Annotated in this window: 8 protein-coding genes; 3 read left to right on the forward strand and 5 right to left on the reverse strand. The window is 45.0% G+C overall.

The features are described from left to right. Positions 1–73 precede the first annotated feature (73 nt). On the reverse strand, positions 74–3,646 hold the full coding sequence (locus ACM0OZ_RS05605; protein WP_414581820.1) for a filamentous hemagglutinin N-terminal domain-containing protein: 3,573 nt from the start codon (positions 3,644–3,646) through the stop codon (positions 74–76). A 1,065-nt stretch (positions 3,647–4,711) separates the two neighbouring features. Between ACM0OZ_RS05605 and ACM0OZ_RS05610 the strand changes: the two genes are divergently transcribed. Together ACM0OZ_RS05610 and ACM0OZ_RS05615 are read left to right on the forward strand one after the other, a co-directional pair. Next, entirely contained in the window at positions 4,712–6,460 is a 1,749-nt protein-coding gene (locus tag ACM0OZ_RS05610) for a ShlB/FhaC/HecB family hemolysin secretion/activation protein (protein ID WP_414581821.1), read from the forward strand. A 172-nt stretch (positions 6,461–6,632) separates the two neighbouring features. After that, entirely contained in the window at positions 6,633–9,410 is a 2,778-nt protein-coding gene (locus tag ACM0OZ_RS05615; RefSeq protein ID WP_414581822.1) for a CHAT domain-containing protein, read from the forward strand. Positions 9,411–9,540: 130 nt separating this feature from the next. Here ACM0OZ_RS05615 and ACM0OZ_RS05620 read toward each other — a convergent pair whose 3' ends face one another. The 3 genes from ACM0OZ_RS05620 to ACM0OZ_RS05630 form a co-directional block, all read right to left on the reverse strand. Next, the gene (locus ACM0OZ_RS05620; protein ID WP_414581823.1) at positions 9,541–11,661 is read right to left on the reverse strand and encodes a CHASE2 domain-containing protein; all 2,121 of its coding nucleotides are present in this window, start codon (positions 11,659–11,661) and stop codon (positions 9,541–9,543) included. Positions 11,662–11,892: 231 nt separating this feature from the next. Next, complete coding sequence (locus tag ACM0OZ_RS05625; RefSeq protein ID WP_414581824.1) at positions 11,893–13,548, reverse strand: FAD-binding oxidoreductase; 1,656 nt, start codon at positions 13,546–13,548, stop codon at positions 11,893–11,895. 162 nt (positions 13,549–13,710) lie between these two features. Then, complete coding sequence (locus tag ACM0OZ_RS05630) at positions 13,711–16,905, reverse strand: FHA domain-containing protein (protein WP_414581825.1); 3,195 nt, start codon at positions 16,903–16,905, stop codon at positions 13,711–13,713. Between the two features lie 431 nt (positions 16,906–17,336). Between ACM0OZ_RS05630 and ACM0OZ_RS05635 the strand changes: the two genes are divergently transcribed. After that, a complete protein-coding gene (locus ACM0OZ_RS05635; RefSeq protein ID WP_414581826.1) occupies positions 17,337–18,095 on the forward strand; it encodes a DUF928 domain-containing protein in 759 nt (252 codons plus the stop codon). Between the two features lie 385 nt (positions 18,096–18,480). Here the strand turns inward: ACM0OZ_RS05635 and ribBA are convergent, their stop codons facing one another. Beyond that, entirely contained in the window at positions 18,481–20,169 is a 1,689-nt protein-coding gene (ribBA, locus tag ACM0OZ_RS05640) for a bifunctional 3,4-dihydroxy-2-butanone-4-phosphate synthase/GTP cyclohydrolase II (protein WP_414581827.1), read from the reverse strand. Between the last annotated feature and the right edge of the window lie 6 nt (positions 20,170–20,175).

Raw genomic sequence — 20,175 nt, forward strand, 5'->3', positions numbered from 1 at the left:
CAGTTATCAGTCAACAGTGAACAGTCAGAATAATTAACTGATAACTGATACTGATAACTAATAATGTGTGGTTTCACCGTTGAGGACAGCTAGCAGCAGTAGACCCCAAACTGGCAGCACTTGATGCATGAGAGATCAGCGTGACTTTATCACCTTTATCGTTGAACACCCAACCAGTGGCGGGTAGAATTGCCACAGCTTCAGGTTTAGAAGTTGGTTTTGCGCTGGGTGTCTGCTCTCGATCCTGCCGGGCTGTGGTAGCTGGTAAGCGAGTATCTGACCAAACTACATCAGTACTGAGGGGTTCGTATGGGCTAGGAGGCAAACCGCCGCGTCCGGTAACGGTAAATTGATTACCTTCTCCGTTAGCAAGGGCACCACAGCTAGTGTCAATTAAGTTTGAGGTATCGACGACTACTGTGGGCAGTTCCACTAATTCAAAATTAAAATCGGTTTCTACAGTTCTTACCGACTGGCTGACGTCAGGATTTTGTTGAGAAAACGCCGTGATGTCATTTGTTTGTAGCCGACCTGAGTCTAGTTGGGTTGCCTCAGTTGTTCCCAACAACCTCGCTATGTCTGTTCCACTACGTAGTACAAGCCCAAATCTAGCAGTAGTATTGATAGTTATTCTACCACCGCTGCCACTAAAAGCATTGGCAGTGATGTCGCTATTTTCGTTGGGAACAGCGACGACAAAGCCATTGGGAGCTTGGATATTGATGTTGCCACCATCGCCACCTTGTTGTGCAGTTCCAGCAGTAGCGGAAATTGTGCTTTGATTGCGTAAGAGTAACAAGTCTTTTACGGTTAAGAACATATTCCCACCGTTACCCGATTTGGTCGTAGCTGTGAGGCTTCCATTATCTAGATTGATAGAGCGAGCGTTGATTTCTAGGTTACCTGCTTGGCTGGTTCCGTCTTTTCTTTCATTCCGCACAGTGACTATACCCCTATCCCTGACAATCAACTTCCCGGTGTCAATGCTCAACAAACCCCCATTACCTGTGCTTAGGGGTGTAGTTGCAGCACTTATTTCACTATTAAACAGGTCGCCTGGGGATCTGCCAAAAACTTCCACATATTCAGTAGCACGAATTTTCAATGTACCTGCATCGCCCTGCCCCTCTGTACTTGTTGTGACTGTCCCCCCATCTCTAACTGTCAAGCGATTTGTGACTATCTCTACACTACCTCCATAACCTTTAGGTGCTTGCTGAGCATCACGGGTTGTTTGAACACCAGCATATATACCTCCAGCAAAATAGGTATATCTGGCTCTAGGCGTCTCAAATATGTCTATTTCCGAGGCACGAATGAATAAATCTCCAGCATCACCTTGACCGAAAGTAGCGACTTGCACTTTGGCTCCATTACTGATACTCAAGCGCCCAGTTTCGATGTTCAGCTTACCCCCACTCCCCGTACCTTGTGAGTTCACCTGAGCAAACAAGCCAGCAGGATAATCATCCGTTTCGCCAAAGAGTACTCCGCTCAAATCTATTTCAGAAGCTTTAACTGTGAGAATTCCTGCATTTCCTTGACCAAAAGTCGTAGTTCCTACTTGTGAATCTTTGACAACCAAACGCCCAGTGTTGATAGTTAAATTTCCTGCATTTCCCGTGCCTGAAGTGTTAGCTGCCAAACGGCTGCCACTTTGACCATTGGGTATGGTGCCAGTCACCTCCACCTTTTCGGAGGCATTCACCGTCAAATTCCCCCCATTCCCCGCACCATCAGTGCTAGCACTAACAATTGCCCCATCCCGCACTTGCAGCACAGGTGTGTAAATCGTCAGGTTTCCCGCTGTCGCCTCTTTTGACTTTGAATCAGTATCCGTAGACAATGATGCTCTTCGACCATTAGCGGAAGTGCCAGTCACTTCTACCTTTTCGGAGGCATTTACCGTCAAATTTCCACCCTTGCCCGCACCATAAGTGTCAGCACTCACCTGTGCTCCATTCTCCACTTGTAGAGTACCAGTCTTAATCGTGAGGTCTCCCCCGTTTCCTGCACCAAAAGTCCTAGCACTGACTAATGCTCCATTTTGCACTTGCAGCACAGGTGTGTTAATCGTCAGGTCTCCTGCCGCCCCTGTTGCACCTTCTGTATTTTGTTGAGTAAACAAGCCACTGGAAACTTCTCCATCAGCGGAAGTGCCAATCACTTCTACCTTTTTGGAGGCATCTACCGTCAACTTCCCTCCGTTCCCTGCACCAAAAGTGCCAGCACTGACCTGTGCTCCATTCTCCACTAGCAGAGTACCAGTTTTAATTGTGAGGTCTCCTGCATTCCCGGTAGCATTTTGGCGAACTTGTGCGCTCAAATAGCTGTCTGAAAGTTTGACAGAGTCAGCGATGACAGACAAATTTCCTCCCCTACCCGCACCAAAAGTGCTAGCTCTAACCTGTGAGCCATTCTCCACTTGTAGGGTACCAGTGTTAATCGTCAGGTCTCCCCCGTTTCCTGCACCATAAGTGCTAGCACTGACAATTGCCCCATCTTTCACTTGCAGCACAGGTGTGTTAATCGTCAGGTTTCCCCCGTTTCCTGCACCATAAGTGCTAGCACTGACAATTGCCCCATCTTTCACTTGCAGCACAGGTGTGTTAATCGTCAGGTTTCCCCCCGCCCCTGTTGCGCGTGAGTAAACATCAACAAACAAACCACTCCCGGAACCACTCACTTCCAGCAATTCACTAGCGTTCAGTCCCAAAGTTCCTCCAGCCTGTGATCCCAAAGTACTTGCCTCAATCTGAGAACCACCTTTGAGAGAGACACGCCTACCTGTTACCTGTACATCGCCACCGCCTGCACCAGAAGCATCAACTACCGCCTTTTGCGATAGTTGAATATTGCCAAAGTTTTGCCCGGCTGCATAACCTAAAGAAAAGCCTTTGTTGATGGGCGTGAGAGTGACTAGACCTTCACCTGCAACACTGCCCAATTCTATCCGTCCCCCAGCAGTTTTGAGCGTTGCTCCTTCTAAGCTGACATCACCGCCCACCAAAGCTAGGGTTTGATTAGGCTGCACGCGCAGAGCATTTTGAGTATCTTCTAAAATATCTGTTCCCCTGACCCCCTGACCATCGCCTTGCACCTGAATCCTTTGCGGATTCGCCCCAAATTGCAAACCAAGGGGAACGCTGATTGTCAGTAGCGGTGTAGTTTGAGCATTCTTGGCACTAAACTCAAAGCCATCCGCAAATTTGATGCTGTTCGCCGTACTCGCGACAAACGAACCGCGAATGTCCAAACGGGCATTTTGTCCAAAGATGATGCCATTAGGATTCAGTAGAAACAGGTTGGCATTGCCTTGCAAGACTTTGATTAAACCATCAATGTTCGAGACAGATGAACCTGTGACTCGGCTAATGATGTTGTTAATATCAACTGCATTGTTAAAGTGAGCTTCACTACCATTAAGAACGGAAAAATCTCTGAAGCTGTGGAACAGGTTATTTCCTGCTCGGGTTCCGCCAGTGATATCAAAGATATTCCCGTTGATGTTGATGGTGGAATTATTGGGTAGAGTGCCATCAGGGGAGATTTGAGCGATCGCACACTTTGCCCAGCCAACGTAGGCACTAGCAATCATCATCCCCAGCCCTAAGTACCAACCCCAACAACTACTCTTTTTGGACATACCACCCTCCTCCAACAATGCAGGTGTTATTAACTGCACGATACCAACGTATTACTACTAGTAAATAAACAACTTTTTAGATAAAGAGGAAAGCTTAATCCATAAAACTTATCGATGTTTCATCTATCTACATCTAAACATTGTTGTGCAAGAGTCTTTAATATTTTTAACACTCATTCTGCTTCTGTAAAAAGATACTAAAAGCATTACTTGTAACGGTTGCACATAGGAATTTGACCAAGTTCTGCTCATCATTAACATACGTAACAATTTTAGTCAAATTTAATTCATATAGAGTCGGACTCTTTGCTACCAGTGTTGTCTGAACAAATGCAGCCAAACTTGAGATTTACTAGTTGAGGCACCGCAGAAGTAACTAACTACAGTCAAAAAAGCCGAAAGTTAAAGGCAAGAAGACTTTTGAGTTTTAAAAAAGCGGCATAAGTACAACAGGTGCGGAAATAATCTGACCGTTAAAAAGAACAAAAACCTTATACAAATAGCATTTGTGCCTTCTGACGAATTGTACTACTTGCATACAGCCCTGAAAATACCAGGTTCGCCTCCTGCTGCTTAACACGGTAGAATTGCGTAAATCTGCTTTTAGCAGTAAAATACTACCGTTGGGCTAATTTTTAAGGGATTTCCATCCCTATTGAGTAAGATTGTTTATATTTTCTTTAACAAGAAACCGCATTCTTTTGGAATACACTATAGTCATTATTTATATAGTTTCTGCTGTTTGTGCAACAGCTAAAACTACTGATGTAGTGTAGGGAAACCTGACACTAAGTAGCAGATTTAAGCGCTTTTCTGCGTCCACTAGCAAACAGGCTTTCCTCAAAAACCCCTTTAGGATAGAGAACATCTCTCATCCTAATGTTGCCCTAACTGTAGCAACGACTCATTGGGCTTTTAAAGAAAACCAATGTGTCCTTATGACTCACTTTGCTACAACCGTTTATCTGTATGACTTTCCGGTATCTGCTTGTTGTTATGCTAAATAAAAGCGTCCCAAGTTTCTATCACAACTGGCATTCGTCCAGCCTATTTATACTCACCTTGATGCTATTTAGCAGCTGGCAGCAACAGCCGTTGTCAGCACAAACGGTGAATACAATTCAGGTTCCTCAGCCAGGATTTGAAACTCCCCAAACTCAGGTTCCATCAGACATATTCCGGCGACCAGAACGAGAAAATCCCCCAATCGCACCGGAAACACCTCCAGTCCTTCCACCTCCAGAAAACTTATTTCCATCTCCTCCCCAGACTCCTCGTACTCCCGAAGCAGTTCCGAATGCGTTTCCTGGAACTATCCAAGTTGAGCGTTTTGAAGTGGTTGGTAGCACTGTATTCAGCCGTGAACAACTAGCTGAGGCAACCAAACAATTCATCAACACACCGATTACCTTTGCTCAATTGCTCCAAGCTTCTGAAGCTATAACTAAACTTTACAGCGACAAAGGTTACGTCACCTCTGCGGCTTTCCTTCCAGCAGAGCAAACCTACAACGTTAAAGGAAGTGTCGTCAAAATTCAGGTGGTGGAAGGTCGCTTGGAAAATATCCAGGTTAGAGGTTTGAAGCGGTTGAACCCCAATTATGTCCGCAGCCGTTTGCAGATCGCTACTGGCAAACCCCTGAACTTGAATAGATTGCTAGAAGCACTGCGACTGCTTCAGCTCAATCCATTAATTCAAAATATCTCTGCCGAACTTGCGGCTGGATCAACGCTTGGTGGTAATGTGCTAGATGTCACTGTGACGGAGGCAAAAACATTTTCTGCCCAAATTAGCTTAGACAACAATCGTAACCCTAGTATTGGCAGCTTTCAGCGGCAAATTCAACTGAACCAAGCTAACCTGCTGGGACAGGGAGATAGTTTAAGTGTCGGCTACGCCAATACTGATGGTAGCAACGATGTCGAAGCCCGCTATACCTATCCTATAAATGCCTATAATGGAACGTTGGAATTTGCCTATAACTATACAGACAGCACTGTTATTGAAGAACCCTTTGATGTATTAGATATCGAAGGAACCTCACAAGATTTTGCTCTGACACTACGTCAACCAATTGTGGAAACCCCCACCGAAGTATTTGCCCTCGGACTGAGCTTAAATCGGCGGGAAAGTGACGTTGGCTTTTTGGAATCGCTTGTTGGTCGCCGCGTGGGATTTCCCCAACCGGGAGCTAATGATGATGGAGAAACTCGCTTATCAATATTGCGGTTTTTTCAAGAGTGGACTCAGCGCAGTAGTCAACAAGTGCTAGCGGCGCGATCGCAATTTAGCTTTGGCTTAGATGTCTTCGATGCTACCACCAACGACAACTCACCAGATGGTCGCTTTTTTTCCTGGCGAGGACAGGCACAGTGGGTGCGGCTTTTAGCTCGAGATACCATAGTGCTACTCCGTGCAGATGCTCAATTAGCCGACAGAGCATTAGTCCCTTTAGAGCAGTTTGGTTTGGGAGGACAACGGACGGTACGCGGTTATCGTCAAGACCTGCTGTTAACAGATAATGCTTTTTTAGCATCTGCTGAATTAAGATATCCTATTTTACGAATTCCCCAAGTGGGTGGCGTGTTACAAATTACTCCATTTGTTGACTATGGAACAGCCTCGAATCGCTCTGGAAACCCCAATCTCGACGCTAGTGACCTCGCTTCTGTAGGAGTAGGATTACTGTGGCAAAGCAATAATTTAAGTGCCAGATTTGACTACGGCATTCCTCTTGTGGATGTGAGACGCGATGATGAAAGTTTACAAGAGAAGGGTCTATATTTTTCCATTGTTTATACTCAATCATTTTAACAGTTATCAGTTGGGTAGATGGGTAGAGAGCGTATTTCTCACGGGACGCTTTGCGACGAGCGCGAGTATTAAGGTTCTTTTTGCTATTTACTACCCACGACGCGGCTGGTACTGATTGAATCATAACCACCACTCATAACCACCACTATAAAAATCAAATGTTTAAAAGCTTATGTCTAGACTTATTCTTCTAGCTGCAATTGCCCAAATTGCAGTTGCTACAAGCCCACTTGTGGCAGCTGATCGCAGCAATTATCCGCATCAACAAAGTCAGCCGACCCAAGTAGTACAGCAAAGGGATGGCAGACAACTGTTGCAGCAAGGCTTGCAACTCTACCAGACAGAACAGTTTTCAAGGTCTGTGCAGGTTTTACAACAAGCAGCTAAAACATTTCAAACTCAAGGCGATTTCCTGAATCAAGCCTTAGCATTGAACTATGCCGCATTGGCATATCAGCAGCTTGGACAGTTACCCCAAGCAAACACGGCCATAGCAGAGAGTTTGGATCTGTTACAAAAAAATCGGGGAAATTCTAAAGAATACATAAAAGTTCGCGCCCAAACACTTAATAACCTAGGTCAAATTCAACTAGCCGAAGGGAAATCTGAAAAAGCTCTTGCCAGTTGGGAGGAAGCAACTAGCCTCTACGCTAAAAACGGGGATTTAGAAGGCGAGATTGGTAGCAAAATTAACCAGGTTCAGGCACTGCAAGCGTTGGGGCTTTACCGTCGCGCTCGCCTAAGTTTAACAGACATAAATAAACGGCTGCAGGCGCAACCCGACTCTCTGCTTAAGGCAAAAGGACTGTTGAGCTTGGGTAATGCTCTACGAGTCGTGGGAGTTTTAGATAAGACACAACCACAAGAACAGCAACAGCAACAGAAACAACCACAGCCACAGGAAATAGAAAATTTTGGTTCCAAACAAGCCTTAGAGCAAAGTAAGGATGTAGCTTCTAAACTCAACTCTGGAGAACTCGTATCACAAATTTACCTGAGTTTGGGGAACACAGCCCAAGCATTGCAAAGAACTGATGCAGCGATGCAGTATTACGGACAAGCTGCTGCGTCTTCTGCTTCGCCGACAACTCGGGTGGTGGCGCAAATCAATCAACTGCGGTTATCTCTAGAAGAGCCACAAGAACAGCCCAAAGAAGCCGGGCAAAAGGTTTCTTACCAAAACTTGCAGCAAACTTTATTGCCTCAAATTCAATCTCAGCTTGACAGCTTAGCACCTAGTCGTAAGACGGTTTATGCTAGGATAAATTATGCCCAAACTCTAGCTTGTCTAAGGCAAAAAAATGAGGCAACAGGAACGGCAATAAATGGAGTAAATGTAAATTGCCCCAAACAAGAAACATCGGCAGAAAATATCACAACAAACAACATTCCAGAATGGAAGGCGATCGCCCAAATAGTGGCAACATCTGTTGAGCAAGCCAAAAGCCTGCAAGATAAGCGTGCTGAAGCTTATGCGTTGGGGACTTTGGGCGGACTGTACGAGCAGACTCAGCAGTGGACAGAAGCACAAAAACTCACTCAGCAAGCCTCAGCACTAGCTGAAAATATTCCAGCACCGGATATTGGCTATCGTTGGCAGTGGCAGTTGGGTCGTATTCTCAAAACTAGAGGAGATCAGACAGGAGCGAAAGCAGCATACACCAAAGCTGTTAGTAACCTCAAGTCTATACGCGGCGATTTAGTTGCCATGCGCGAGGTGCAATATTCTTTTCAAGAAGAAGTTGAGCCAATCTATCGCGAACTAGTGAGTTTGTTGTTGCAGTCAGGAAATAAGCAAACTAGCCAAGATGACCTTGACACAGCTAGAGATGTCATAGAATCACTCAAAGTAGCAGAATTAGACAACTTCTTCCGCAGAGCTTGTGTAGACGCAACACCCGTCCAGATTGACCAAATTGATCGCACAGCAGCAGTGATTTATCCAGTGATTTTGCCGGATCGCTTGGAGGTCATCGTCTCGCTACCTTCCTCCTCAACTAAACAGAAACAGAATCAGAATCAGTACTTACGTAACTACACAAAGAATCTACCCCAAAACGAAGTTGAACAAAAGCTTGAGGATCTGCGGCAAAAATTAGAAACCCGCTCGACTTTTGAGTTTCAGGTTCCGTCCCAAGAAGTTTATCAATGGATCATTCAACCAATTGAATCGGAATTGGAAAAACGCCAAATCAAAAACTTGGTGTTTGTCTTAGATGGTCCGATGCGAAGCATCCCTATGGCGGCGTTGTATGATGGAAAGAGCTATCTTGTCCAGAAATATAACATTGCTCTGACACCAGGTTTAGAGCTATTAAACCCCCAACCTTTTGCACGCACTGAACGGCGAACTATTGCGGGTGGACTCAGCGAAGCTAGGCCAAACTTTCCGGCACTCCCTGCTGTCGAAGATGAACTTAAGGAAATCAAATCAACAGTTCGCCAGAGTGACGTGCTGCTTAATGAGGACTTTACCACCGATGCTATTAAAGAGGCTGTTAAATCGTTGAATGCACCAGTGGTTCACCTGGCAACTCATGGTCAATTTAGTTCTAATGCAGAAGAGACTTTCATTTTGACTTTTGATGGTCGCGTCAAGGTCAACGAGTTGAGTGACTTACTCAAAACTAGAGCAACCAACCAAAGGGGTGCAATTGAGCTACTTGTTCTGAGTGCTTGCTCAACGGCTGCAGGAGACAACCGAGCCGCATTGGGAATTGCTGGAGTCGCTATCCAGGCTGGGGCACGTAGTACATTGGCGTCGCTTTGGGTTGTAGACGATGAAGCAACTGCTGACATCATGGGTGAGTTTTACAAACAGTTAAGCAAACCCGATATCAGTAAAGCACAAGCCTTAAAGGATGCTCAACTGTCGTTGTGGAAGAAGAATCCTTTGTACAAGCATCCGTATTATTGGGCACCCTATGTTTTGGTAGGCAACTGGCTGTAAAGGGGATTGGGGACCAAACAATTCAAAAGTCAAAAGTCAAAAGTCAAAAGTAAAATTCTTTTTTTGAATTTTGAATTTTGAATTTTGACTTCCCCGAAGGGGTGGTTCCCAATCCCCAGTCTCCAGTCGGTTAAAAACTTTGCAGAGCATATAAAACTTCTTTTGCTGATTGGTATCGCCTTTGGAAGTCAAAGGACACCATTTTGTCTAAAACCGCAGCTAATTCTTGCGTAGTTTCTGCAAAATTTCGCCAAATAAGTTCTGTTGTAGAGTCTCGTTCCAGATATTTAGCAGGTGTCCCAGTTAAAGCTTGGATAGCAATCATTCCTAAAGCATAAATATCGCTATTCAGCCTTGGCTGTCCCATAAATTGCTCAGGAGGTGCATACCCTACAGTACCCACCGCGACTGTAGGGTTCTCTGTTGGGTGCTGAGGCTGAATTTGTTTGACAGCGCCAAAGTCAATCAGCACAATTCGTTCATCTTTTTCTCGGCGCATCAAGTTGCTAGGTTTTATATCTCGATGGATGACACCGTGACTATGAACAAAGTCTAATATCTGCAAAACATCATTCAGGAAATCCACCACTTCAGCATCAGAAAAGCGCTTACCGGGCACCAGTTCTTCATTTAAGCAATGCCCTTGGATATACTCTTGTACAAGGTAAAATTGGCTACGCTCTTCAAAATAAGCCATCAATTGTGGAATCTGCTCGTGTTGACCTAAAACTTCTAAAATTTCTGCTTCACTTTTAAAAAGACGTCTTGCTACATCTAAAAAGACCTCATCTTTACGAGCAGGTTGCAAGTACTTGACCACACATTGAGGATTCCCAGGGCGATGAGTATCTTCAGCCAGATAGGTATAACTAAATCCCCCACAACCAAGCAATTCAACGATTTTATAACGCTTATTCAGTATTGCTTGTAGTTGTAAGCCATCACCCATTCCCGCTTGTGTCTGCGTTCCCTGACTTCCACCGTCCCTGAGAAGCGCTTGCAATAGCGAGATGGTTTCCTTTTGCTCTTGAATCTGCAGGGCAACTTTTTCTTTCTGTTGCTTGTTCTGGAATGCCGTGTAGGCAACAACACCCGCTTCGGCTACAAGAAACCCTAAAATCGGAGAGACTACTGGTACCCACCCTGCCTGAGTCAAGATAGCAAAACAGCTTAAAACCACTATCCCTAAGGAAGTGATCGTTGCTAGCCCCAAAACGAGTGGATGCTGAATGCGCCACGCCAGAACTCCACCCGCCAAAGTCCAGCCCCACATCCAGAGAATTTCTCCCCACTCAGGGAAAAACCAAAACAGTCGTCTTTTGTTTGAAACGGCATCTAGAATTTCACTCACTACGTGAGCATGGATGACAACTCCAGCCATTTTGCCAGAATTGTTCTGCTTGTTGCCACCGCTATAAGGTGTGACGCGGATATCCTGGGAACTGGGCGCAGTTGTGCCAACCAAGACAATACGGTTTTTGACCAAACTAGGATTGATGCGATCGCTCAGCACATCTGTGAAACTGACTTCTTGAGCAATGCTTTTCCTAGAACCGTAGTTTAGTAATATTTGAAAACCCTGGGCATCAAGATTCCTGTAATTCCCAGAATGAGGTTCTAGAGGTTGAAACACGGTATTACCGAGTTGCATTCCCTTTTCAGTAAATTTTGGTACAACGTTTAGGTAGTTGATAGCCAGTTGAAATCCAAGGGAAGCTTGGGTTGCACACTTTGACTTGGGATCGGGTGAAGCAATGAGTAGATTCCGCCGAATCACCCCATCTCCATCTTCCAACAGATCGGCGAATCCTACGCCTTCCGGTGCTACACCTTGTGGAGGTGGTACAGCAGGCTCCCTTTCATCACCAAGTTTGCAAATACTTACAATGCGCGAACTCTGTTTGAGGCGTGTCAGGAGCTTTTTGTGACCAGGCTCCACTGGTACATCACGAAAAAAGTCTAAACCGATAACTTTTGCTTGATATTGCTCTAGCTTGCTCAAGACTGTACTCAAAACATCGCCATTGGGCGATGACTGCTTTAATTTTTGGATATCATTTTCAGTAAATGCCACAATCAGAAGGCGAGGATCTGGATTTACATCTGCACGCCTTTGCATCATCTGGTCGAAAACTATTAATTCTGGGTGCTCTAGTACTCCCAACTGTTGAGCCGTAACCAGCAACACACCTACAATTGCGCTAGCAAAAACCGCAGGCTGTGTCAGTAGATTTTTTAAACTAGCAAGCATAAGCAATTATCAAGTTAATATAAAAAAAATTATTATATTTTTTAGACTGTTATAAATTTCCAACAAATGTGCGATTCGCAAGCAGGCGGCTCTCAAAGGGAGCATCGCCCAAAAAGCGGGAACTCGGTGCGATTGGCAATGCTTGTGCCCCGTTCGGCGATCGCCCATAGGATCATAGCAGTTCGGAGCTTTCCTTTTCCAGGGTTTGCGTGTTTCCATTCTTCCATATCATTATGCATCAATGACAACTCGTCCAATAGGATAAGAGATGCAAGTCAGAATGTAGCCTTCCTGACGTTCACTCTCGTCCAAGCCTTCAGGTTCGGCTTCTAAATTGACTTGTCCGTGTAACTTTAACTTCTTGCAGCTACCACACACTCCAGAACGGCAACTATTACGAATTTTCAATCCCTGCTGTTCAGCCAAATTGAGAATTGATTCTTCCCCATCACTGTTGACTTCTATTCCCGACCTAGAGAAAAGAACACAACATTGGCTGGTGGGATATCTTGCAGCATCGCTTACACTTGAGTCAGAAACTGTTTCTCGGGGTAAATGTATAAAATTTTGTTTTGAATTATAATTAATTTCACGATTGACAATATGACTCGAACTGTCCACCACAGTCTGCTTGTGCGTGGAAATGATAGATTTGGAAGTCTTACGCACAGGTCCAAAGCTTTCCTCATGGTAGTTTTGCATTGAATAACCAAGAGCTTGCAGCATCCCTTTGACGTTGTCCATAAAACCATGTGGGCCACAGGCATACACACTACGCTCCCGAAAATCCGGTGCCACAACTTGAAGCATGGTTGCATCCAACCTGCCAGTTAAACCAAACCATGTCTGTCCAGGTTCTCTACGAGTCGTGGAAACCGCCAGATGAAAATTCTGATGTCGTGCTGACATCAGTTCTAGTTCCTGCCGGAAAATGAAATCACGCGGAGTACGAGCACTGTGGAAAAATATTATATCACAATCAGAACCAGTGTCACACACCCACCGGGACATGGACATCATCGGTGTGATACCGACACCTGCGCTTAAAAATAAGATTTTTGGGAAGGGGTTGGCTAAGCAGCTAAACTTGCCTAGTGGTCCTGAGAGCTTGATTTTACTACCAACAGTAATATTATCGTGCAACCACTGAGACACGAAACCTTCTGGTTCCCCCAATGGCGAAGCGGAAGGAGGAGGAATACGTTTGATAGTAATTTCTAAGGTATGGGGACGAGAGGGGCTTGAGGAAATAGTGTAGGAACGCGAAACCTGTTTGCCATTGATTTCCAGCTTGAGGGTGACAAACTGACCTGGTTTATAAGTAAACAATACCGGAGGATCTGCCACAAAGCGAAAGGTTTTGACATCATCTGTTTCATCGATTACACTTATGCAGGTCACTGTTAACTCTCCCTTCACCCAGCGTTGCAACTCGGTTGGTTCTAGCATCGCCAGAGGCATATATTTCTTGGCAGAGACAGGAGAAGATTGTGGTACTGCCTGAGAGTTCGACGGACGAAAGCTGAGTTGTTCTCCTTTTTTTTCAACAACTGTTTTGTCTTCTTGTGACCCAATTTGTGAAATCATCAGGACAAACCGACCGATTTGAATCGTGTCGCTTGGGTTGAGGAGATAATCTTGATTGATTTGCACCTTTTCGCCATTAATCCGGGAACCACCTCTGCTACCTAAATCAGCAAAATAATAATTTCCATTTTTCATGGAAACTTTTCCATGCATCCGGCTGACTTCAGCACTGTCTAGAACTAAATCGCAGTTCACAAAGCGACCAATCAGGCACTCATGATTCGGCTTGGTTTCTGGCTTTAAGTCTACGTCTTTTAGCTGGTCTGGTGTATTAGGATCTACTAGCTTGATTTTAAGCATACTTAATGTGTATTTAAAAACGTTAATGTTAATAATGAATATAAATTCTCTTTGTCTTTGCAATATACTCATATCCACCCTAGCTCGTGTGGCTCAAAAGTCAAAAACGCCGCCGCCCAAAGCCCAAGGCGAAAGTATGGACTTTGAACGGCGGCAATATCTTTAAAGTTGAGTCACAGCTGCAGCTTGCCCTAAACTTTCTTGAAGACGATGACTGACCATTTCTAAGACATTGATCGCGAGTGGTGGATTATGTGAAAGCGCCGCCTCGAAATCTTTTGCCTTGATAGCTAAGGCTCGAGTCTTTTCCGCTAGTGCTACGACTGTTACCACATAATAGCTGTGGGTCAAGACTTCTAGCTCACCTATAGTTTGCCCAGGCAAAATCGTCTGATTATTCGCTGTATTGCCTGAGAGTACCATTGCTTGGCCATCAATCAGGACTATCAGTTCAACAGCAGTTGCTCCCATCCGGCAAATTTCTTCTTGCGGCTGATATTCCCGCACGCTTGCATTGCGAGCAAGTTCAATCAAAACATTTGCCTTCAGCCCTTGGAAGAAACTGCTGTCATAAAGCCATAACAGCTTTTCTAGGGTTCCTGCTGAGTGGGCGATCGCCTGATCTTGTGGGGATTGCATTTGCCATTGCACAAGGATAACCAAGTCATCTCCACTGCTGAGGCGAATAATTTCTCCCTGTTTGAGTTGCTTTTGCTGGTCGTGAACATTTTCTTTACCAATACGCAGACCATTGCTGCTTCCCAAATCTTTAACACTCACTCCTGTTTCATCTAAATAAAATATGGCGTGCTGTCGGGAAACACGGTTATCCAAAATCACAATATCATTCTCGTGTCCTCGTCCGACTTGAATTGTCGGCTGTTGGAAAACCCGCCTTTCTGTGCGTCCCATGACTTTGATCTGAACAATCAAAGTCGGTACATGATCAGGCTGCTTCTGGTGCTGACTTTGACCAACAATGCTTCGAGCTGTTTCTTGTACAAGCGAATCTTTGTTTTGCTTAACATTCAGTATTTGACGAGCATACTGCATACCAACTGCTGGATTCTGCTGATACAGTGCATAAAGACTGGCAGCTTGCACTAAGGGATCCAAGTCCTCTAGGAGTTCGACCAAAACTTGATGAATTGCTTCTGAACGAGGTAGACGCATATTCGTTAAAGGATTGGTCACATCCAGAGAATAGCGTTTTTTTTGTGGATCCTGATGAATGTTCCCATCAATACCAAGTTGTGTTGATATTTGCAGAGGCGGGCTGAGCTGGTCTTGTTGTCGTAATGAAGCGAGAACTCTTGGATTTAAACGCTTTTGCCAGCTTGGCTGCTCTTCGTTCACTTCCAGAATTTCTGCAATCACATTTGCCGCCAGTACGCCTGTTGAACGAGCAATATTGAGAGCTTCCGGAGATTCTTTTAAAATTTCTAAGATGCGGAGTAACTGGGTGGCAATCAGTTTTTTCTTCTCCTGCACTGCTTTGCGTAGCAAAACATAAACAGGCGCTTGGGGGTTTACTACTGAGTTGTACAGGATCTGATCGCGTACTGCCAATTCTTGCAACTGAGCCAAAAGTGTTTCTGCTGTCCGCAGTAGTACGCCGTTTTGATTAAACATCTCAGCTAAAACTTGTTCCTGTTCATCTACAGTAATCGCATACTCCTGTCTCAATGCCTGAATTTGCTTTTGCTTACGATCAATGGCCTCTGTTAGAGGTATCCCTCTTTCCACCATTTTTTGGATCAGCAAATCTAACGCCCGCCGATAGCTTTCAATACGCAATTTATTTTCGCGGCTGGGTTGCTTTTGCGGAGTGAGTAAGGTAGGGTCTTCGACCTCAAGTTCTGCTAAAACAGAGTAATGGTCCTCATCAGTGACGTTCAATTGGTTTCGCAAATCCTTGAGGGCGTGTAAACTCTCTCCATAACTCACATTCCCTTCTTCTAGAGCATCACGCAAAACTCCTTGGTAAACTCGCACTTGGTCTACACGTCTAAAACCCGGGAGGACTTTTGCTAAAACATACACCTCATCAGGAATCAGGTCTTGCAATGAACGTCCTTCAAGCAACTTAGACCAGTCTACTGCTAGCTTGTTCAACTGGCGGCGCAAACTATTTGCCAGGCTTTCACGAGCATAACGCTCTTTGCTACCCCCCAAACTGCGCTCCAGCCATAAGCTACTGACGAGCACGCCAAGTATGTTAAACCCGACGATCGCCCAATCTGGCAGTAGGTTTAAAATCGGGCGAATGCCAAAGACAAAAAAGACATTAAACGATACAAAAGTACACAAAACAAAACAGACGTGCAGGACTTGTTCTTCATTAAGGTATTTGTTTTTCTTTTTCAGATAAGCTCTATAAAGTCTTTCTAAAAATTCGCATGCGAAATAGCTAGCGGCGCAAAAAACAGCGAGGGTGAGGGGAGCTGCAATGATTTTGGGAATCGGAATTGCACGACCAAAGATGTAAAATCCTGGTCCCAAGAGTGTGCCTAAGGGGTTTTGGTCATACAGCCATCCACCAGAAAAATAGTATTCCCAGTTCCCGGAATACAAGTAAAAGAAGACGTAGTATCCCAGCATCAAACCGAAGTAACCGTAAAAGACTAGCTTCTGATCTGGTCTGGTAATTCCTTCCCAATAAGAACGCTCTGCGTCAATATCGATACAAGGAGATTGGCAACTGACACATGCACTCTTCTCGTTACCAGAACTATCAACTGTCCTACAAGTAGACTGGGTTATACTCTGTGGTGGCTGGAGGTGAGCTTCGCTGCCCAGCAAGCCCCGTCGTCCTGTGAAAAACATTTGTACAGGTGCCATTGGGCAGAAATACTGACACCAGCTTTTTCCCTTGTAAAGAAAACCTACAGTAATCGCTGAGGCGATCGTAAATAGCAGGAAAAACCCCATCGCAATGCGATCGCCATTCACAAACAAAATGCGGATATTCAAGCCCAAGTACAACAAACCAAATTGCAGGAATAGGTAATTGCGACCCAGCCAAGACTCTTTTTCTATACCTGCCAATTCCGAACGAACGCTACCCGTATCTGAGTAAACTGTTTTACGCTTGCGTTGGATTCCTAGCGCCCGTGGAATCTGGGAGAAGAAATACAATGGACAAATCCGTCGCCAAAATTCATGACCGAACACCAGCAAAATAACAATCGCACTTGGAATAACGACTGTCCAAAAGATGCGTGCGCCGATACTGTAGGGTTGTGTCAACCAAGGTGAGATTGGATCGTAAAATAAAGAGAAGATTAGCATCAGCCAGCCGATAGCAAGCAGCCACCTGATGAAGTGCATCTTTGTTTCTGAAACTTGACTAATCATTGTTTTGGCTTCTATATGTAGCTATGTTGGTACTCATCACCCATCAAAAATCCCTCGGTGCCAACGCTGCCCGGTACAAATCAATTCAGAGGGGGGAAAGGTGTGAGGGTTTGATATTGTAGTATTACGGTTAACTAACCGCAATTTCTCTTACGTGTCAAGTTGCAAAATGACAGTAAAGTACAAATCTTTTAATAGTTGTTCATGAATATTCCTAAATTTCTACAAATTGTTGCTAAAATTCCATAGGAGCAAGCTATAGCATGCTTTGGGAGACATCAGAGCAAAAGTTTTGCTTGCATAATCTCTAAGGAACTCCCCGTATAATACTTATAGCTAATAATATTGTTGTTGTTAGCTATAAAACGTATGGTGGAGTAAGCTTTTTTTAAGCATCTACCACCAAGGTTTTCACCTTACCAGTGATTCTTATGAAGACCTTTTTACAAGACCGCTCTTTAACAGCAGCCACCTTGACTGCCATATTAGGGTTATCGTCTGTCCTGATCGCTTTTACACCTGCAGAAGCTCGGATAACATTCAAGGCTCCAACCGCTTTAGGAGTACCAGGTAGACGTGTCGCTGGTGCCGCGCGGGACAGTCAATGCTTCGCAGATACAGGTAGTAAACGTCTGACAGCTATAATGCCTCAAGCGAACCTAGGGTTAACAACAGTAGCAAATCCCGTGTTGCTATTTTATGTTCCTAAAACCTCTACCCAAGCACAGCTAGAACTGGTAATCTCGGACGAAAACAAAAGTAATGTTCTGAGCAAGCAATATTATAAACCGAGTGGCAAAGCTGGAGTTGTCAGTATTCCCGTAACGACGGCGTCATTAGAACCAGGTAAGCAGTATCGTTGGTCATTCTCAGTGATTTGCAATCCCAAAGCACGTTCTCATGATCGCGTAGTTGAAGGAGCCATCAAACGCATTCAACCGGGAGATCAACTGGCAACACAGCTCAAAAATGCTAGCCCACAACAGCTTCCCCATTTCTATGCACAAGCTGGAATTTGGCAAGACACTATTGCCACCCTAGTCCGTTTGCGTACCTCTCGTCCCAATGATCCAGAATTAAAAGCTGATTGGGAAGCATTGTTAAAGACAGAGGGTACAGAACTAGCCGAAGTGGTGAGTGCGCCGTTGCTGCAAGGGCAAGAAGCACCGCAACTTCTATCGAGAAGGTAGGGGCAATGTCAAGGTGAGACTGTGAGGAACGATGCTGCAAAGCAGCCGCTACGCGAACGCAGATCACGAAAAAGCATGATCGTCAGATCACAGACGCGGTTAATCAAACTGTATTGGTTATTAACCACTGTCTTAAATCTTTGATCCGGCAGGCTTGAATTCTCCTCCTAATACCAATTCCTTAGTTAGGGCTACACATAATTCTTCCCTGCTGTTGTGCTGTTGTGCTGTTGTACTCCTCTGCTCCCTGCTACCGATTTGTAGCAACCTGAAAGTGAAATGGTATAAAAGGTTGTCGGCGAATTATGAAAACTTTTCATTGTAGGGTGGGCATTGCTCACCCTACTACATTATTGCCAACAGTATCGTTTAAGGCAGCGAAAGCTCAATAAGACCGACTAAAACTATAAATCTTTTGCGTGTCCAACTGGTCACAACAAATAGACGAAGGCAATGTCCCTAGGGGGAACGTCTGCCGATCCAATTGCACTTGCAGGTTACTTAAAGGATCAACCCCTGGTGACATCAGAAATTCTAGCTTTTCAATGTCAGGTAAACTGACGAGTTGATCCAAGATTTGACTAATCGCCTGTACATAAGGATGACCTTTCTGCTTGTACCAATCGTGTGTTGCAACGTTCGCTTGGTCGAAACCCAAGTGTACGATTAACGATGGCTTATCAAACAGGGCGATCGCCAAAGGACGTGCTTCTTCCTGTAACAATAAGTCATGACTTTTCGCTAAATGCCGTAGTTTTTCTAAGCGTTCGTAGCGTTCGGTCACTGCTTCGGGATCATCTTGCCAGTTAATCGCCACTGTCACCAGATAAGTCTGCAACAGCATATGACCCAGCTTTTTCGCTTTTGTTGTCAGGTAATAAGAATTGTAGTCGTTTGCTTCAATTAACAAGGGTACACGATCCACAACTTCCAACTTGTATCCCTTCAACCCAGCAATTTTACGGGGATTATTGGTAATCAAGCGAATCTTATGCACCCCCAAATCCATCAGCATTTGCGCTCCCATACCGTAGTCTCGCAAATCAGCGGGGAATCCCAATCGCTCATTCGCTTCTACGGTATCGAGTCCCATATCCTGCAACGAGTAAGCCTTCAACTTATTAATCAGCCCAATCCCCCGTCCTTCTTGCCGCAGGTAAACAACAACACCATGTCCGGCATTTTCAATCATTTTCAGTGCTGCTTGTAACTGCATCCGACAGTCACAGCGCAAAGAACCTAAAGCATCTCCAGTGAGGCATTCGGAATGCATCCGCACCATAACTGGGTTGTCTTGAAATTCAGCAGGATTGCCCTTGACAATTGCAACGTGTTCTGTATTATCAAGAGTATGGCGGTAAGCGTAGATTTGAAAAACACCAAACTGGGTGGGTAAATCAGCAACAGTTTCGCGCTTAATCAGGCGATCGTGCTGGAGGCGGTAACTAATTAAGTCCGCGATACTAATAATTTTGAGATTGTGCTGTTTGGCATAGGAAATCAACTGGGGTAACCGCGCCATCGAACCGTCGGAGTTTTGAATTTCACAAATGACGCCAGAGGGGTATAATCCAGCCAATCGGGCTAAATCAACAGCAGCTTCTGTATGTCCTGCCCGTTTGAGTACGCCTCCTTCCTTTGCCCGAATGGGGAAAATATGACCGGGACGACGCAAATCTAATGGTTGTGTTGCTGGGTTAATAGCAACTTGGATCGTCCGGGCGCGGTCTTCAGCCGAGATTCCAGTACTTACCCCTAGGTGAGGTCCAGCGTCAATACTGACGGTGAAAGCAGTTTGGTTGGTGTCCGTAATGTTAGTCACCATCAATGGCAAGTTTAATTCATCAAGGCGATCGCCCGTCATTGCCAGACAAATTAGCCCTCGGGCTTCCACTGCCATAAAATTAATGATGTCAGGGGTAGCAAATTGAGCAGCACAAATCAGGTCGCCTTCATTTTCTCGATTTTCGTCATCCACCACCACAATCTGGCGACCAGCTTTCAAGTCAGCCAAGGCGGCGTCAATCGAGTCAAATACAAAGCTTGGGTTTAAGGTCGTGTTAAGCTGCGACACAGAGAA

The sequence above is a fragment of the Scytonema sp. PCC 10023 genome, assembly GCF_963920835.1.
In the GTDB taxonomy this organism is placed as follows: domain Bacteria; phylum Cyanobacteriota; class Cyanobacteriia; order Cyanobacteriales; family Nostocaceae; genus Kalymmatonema.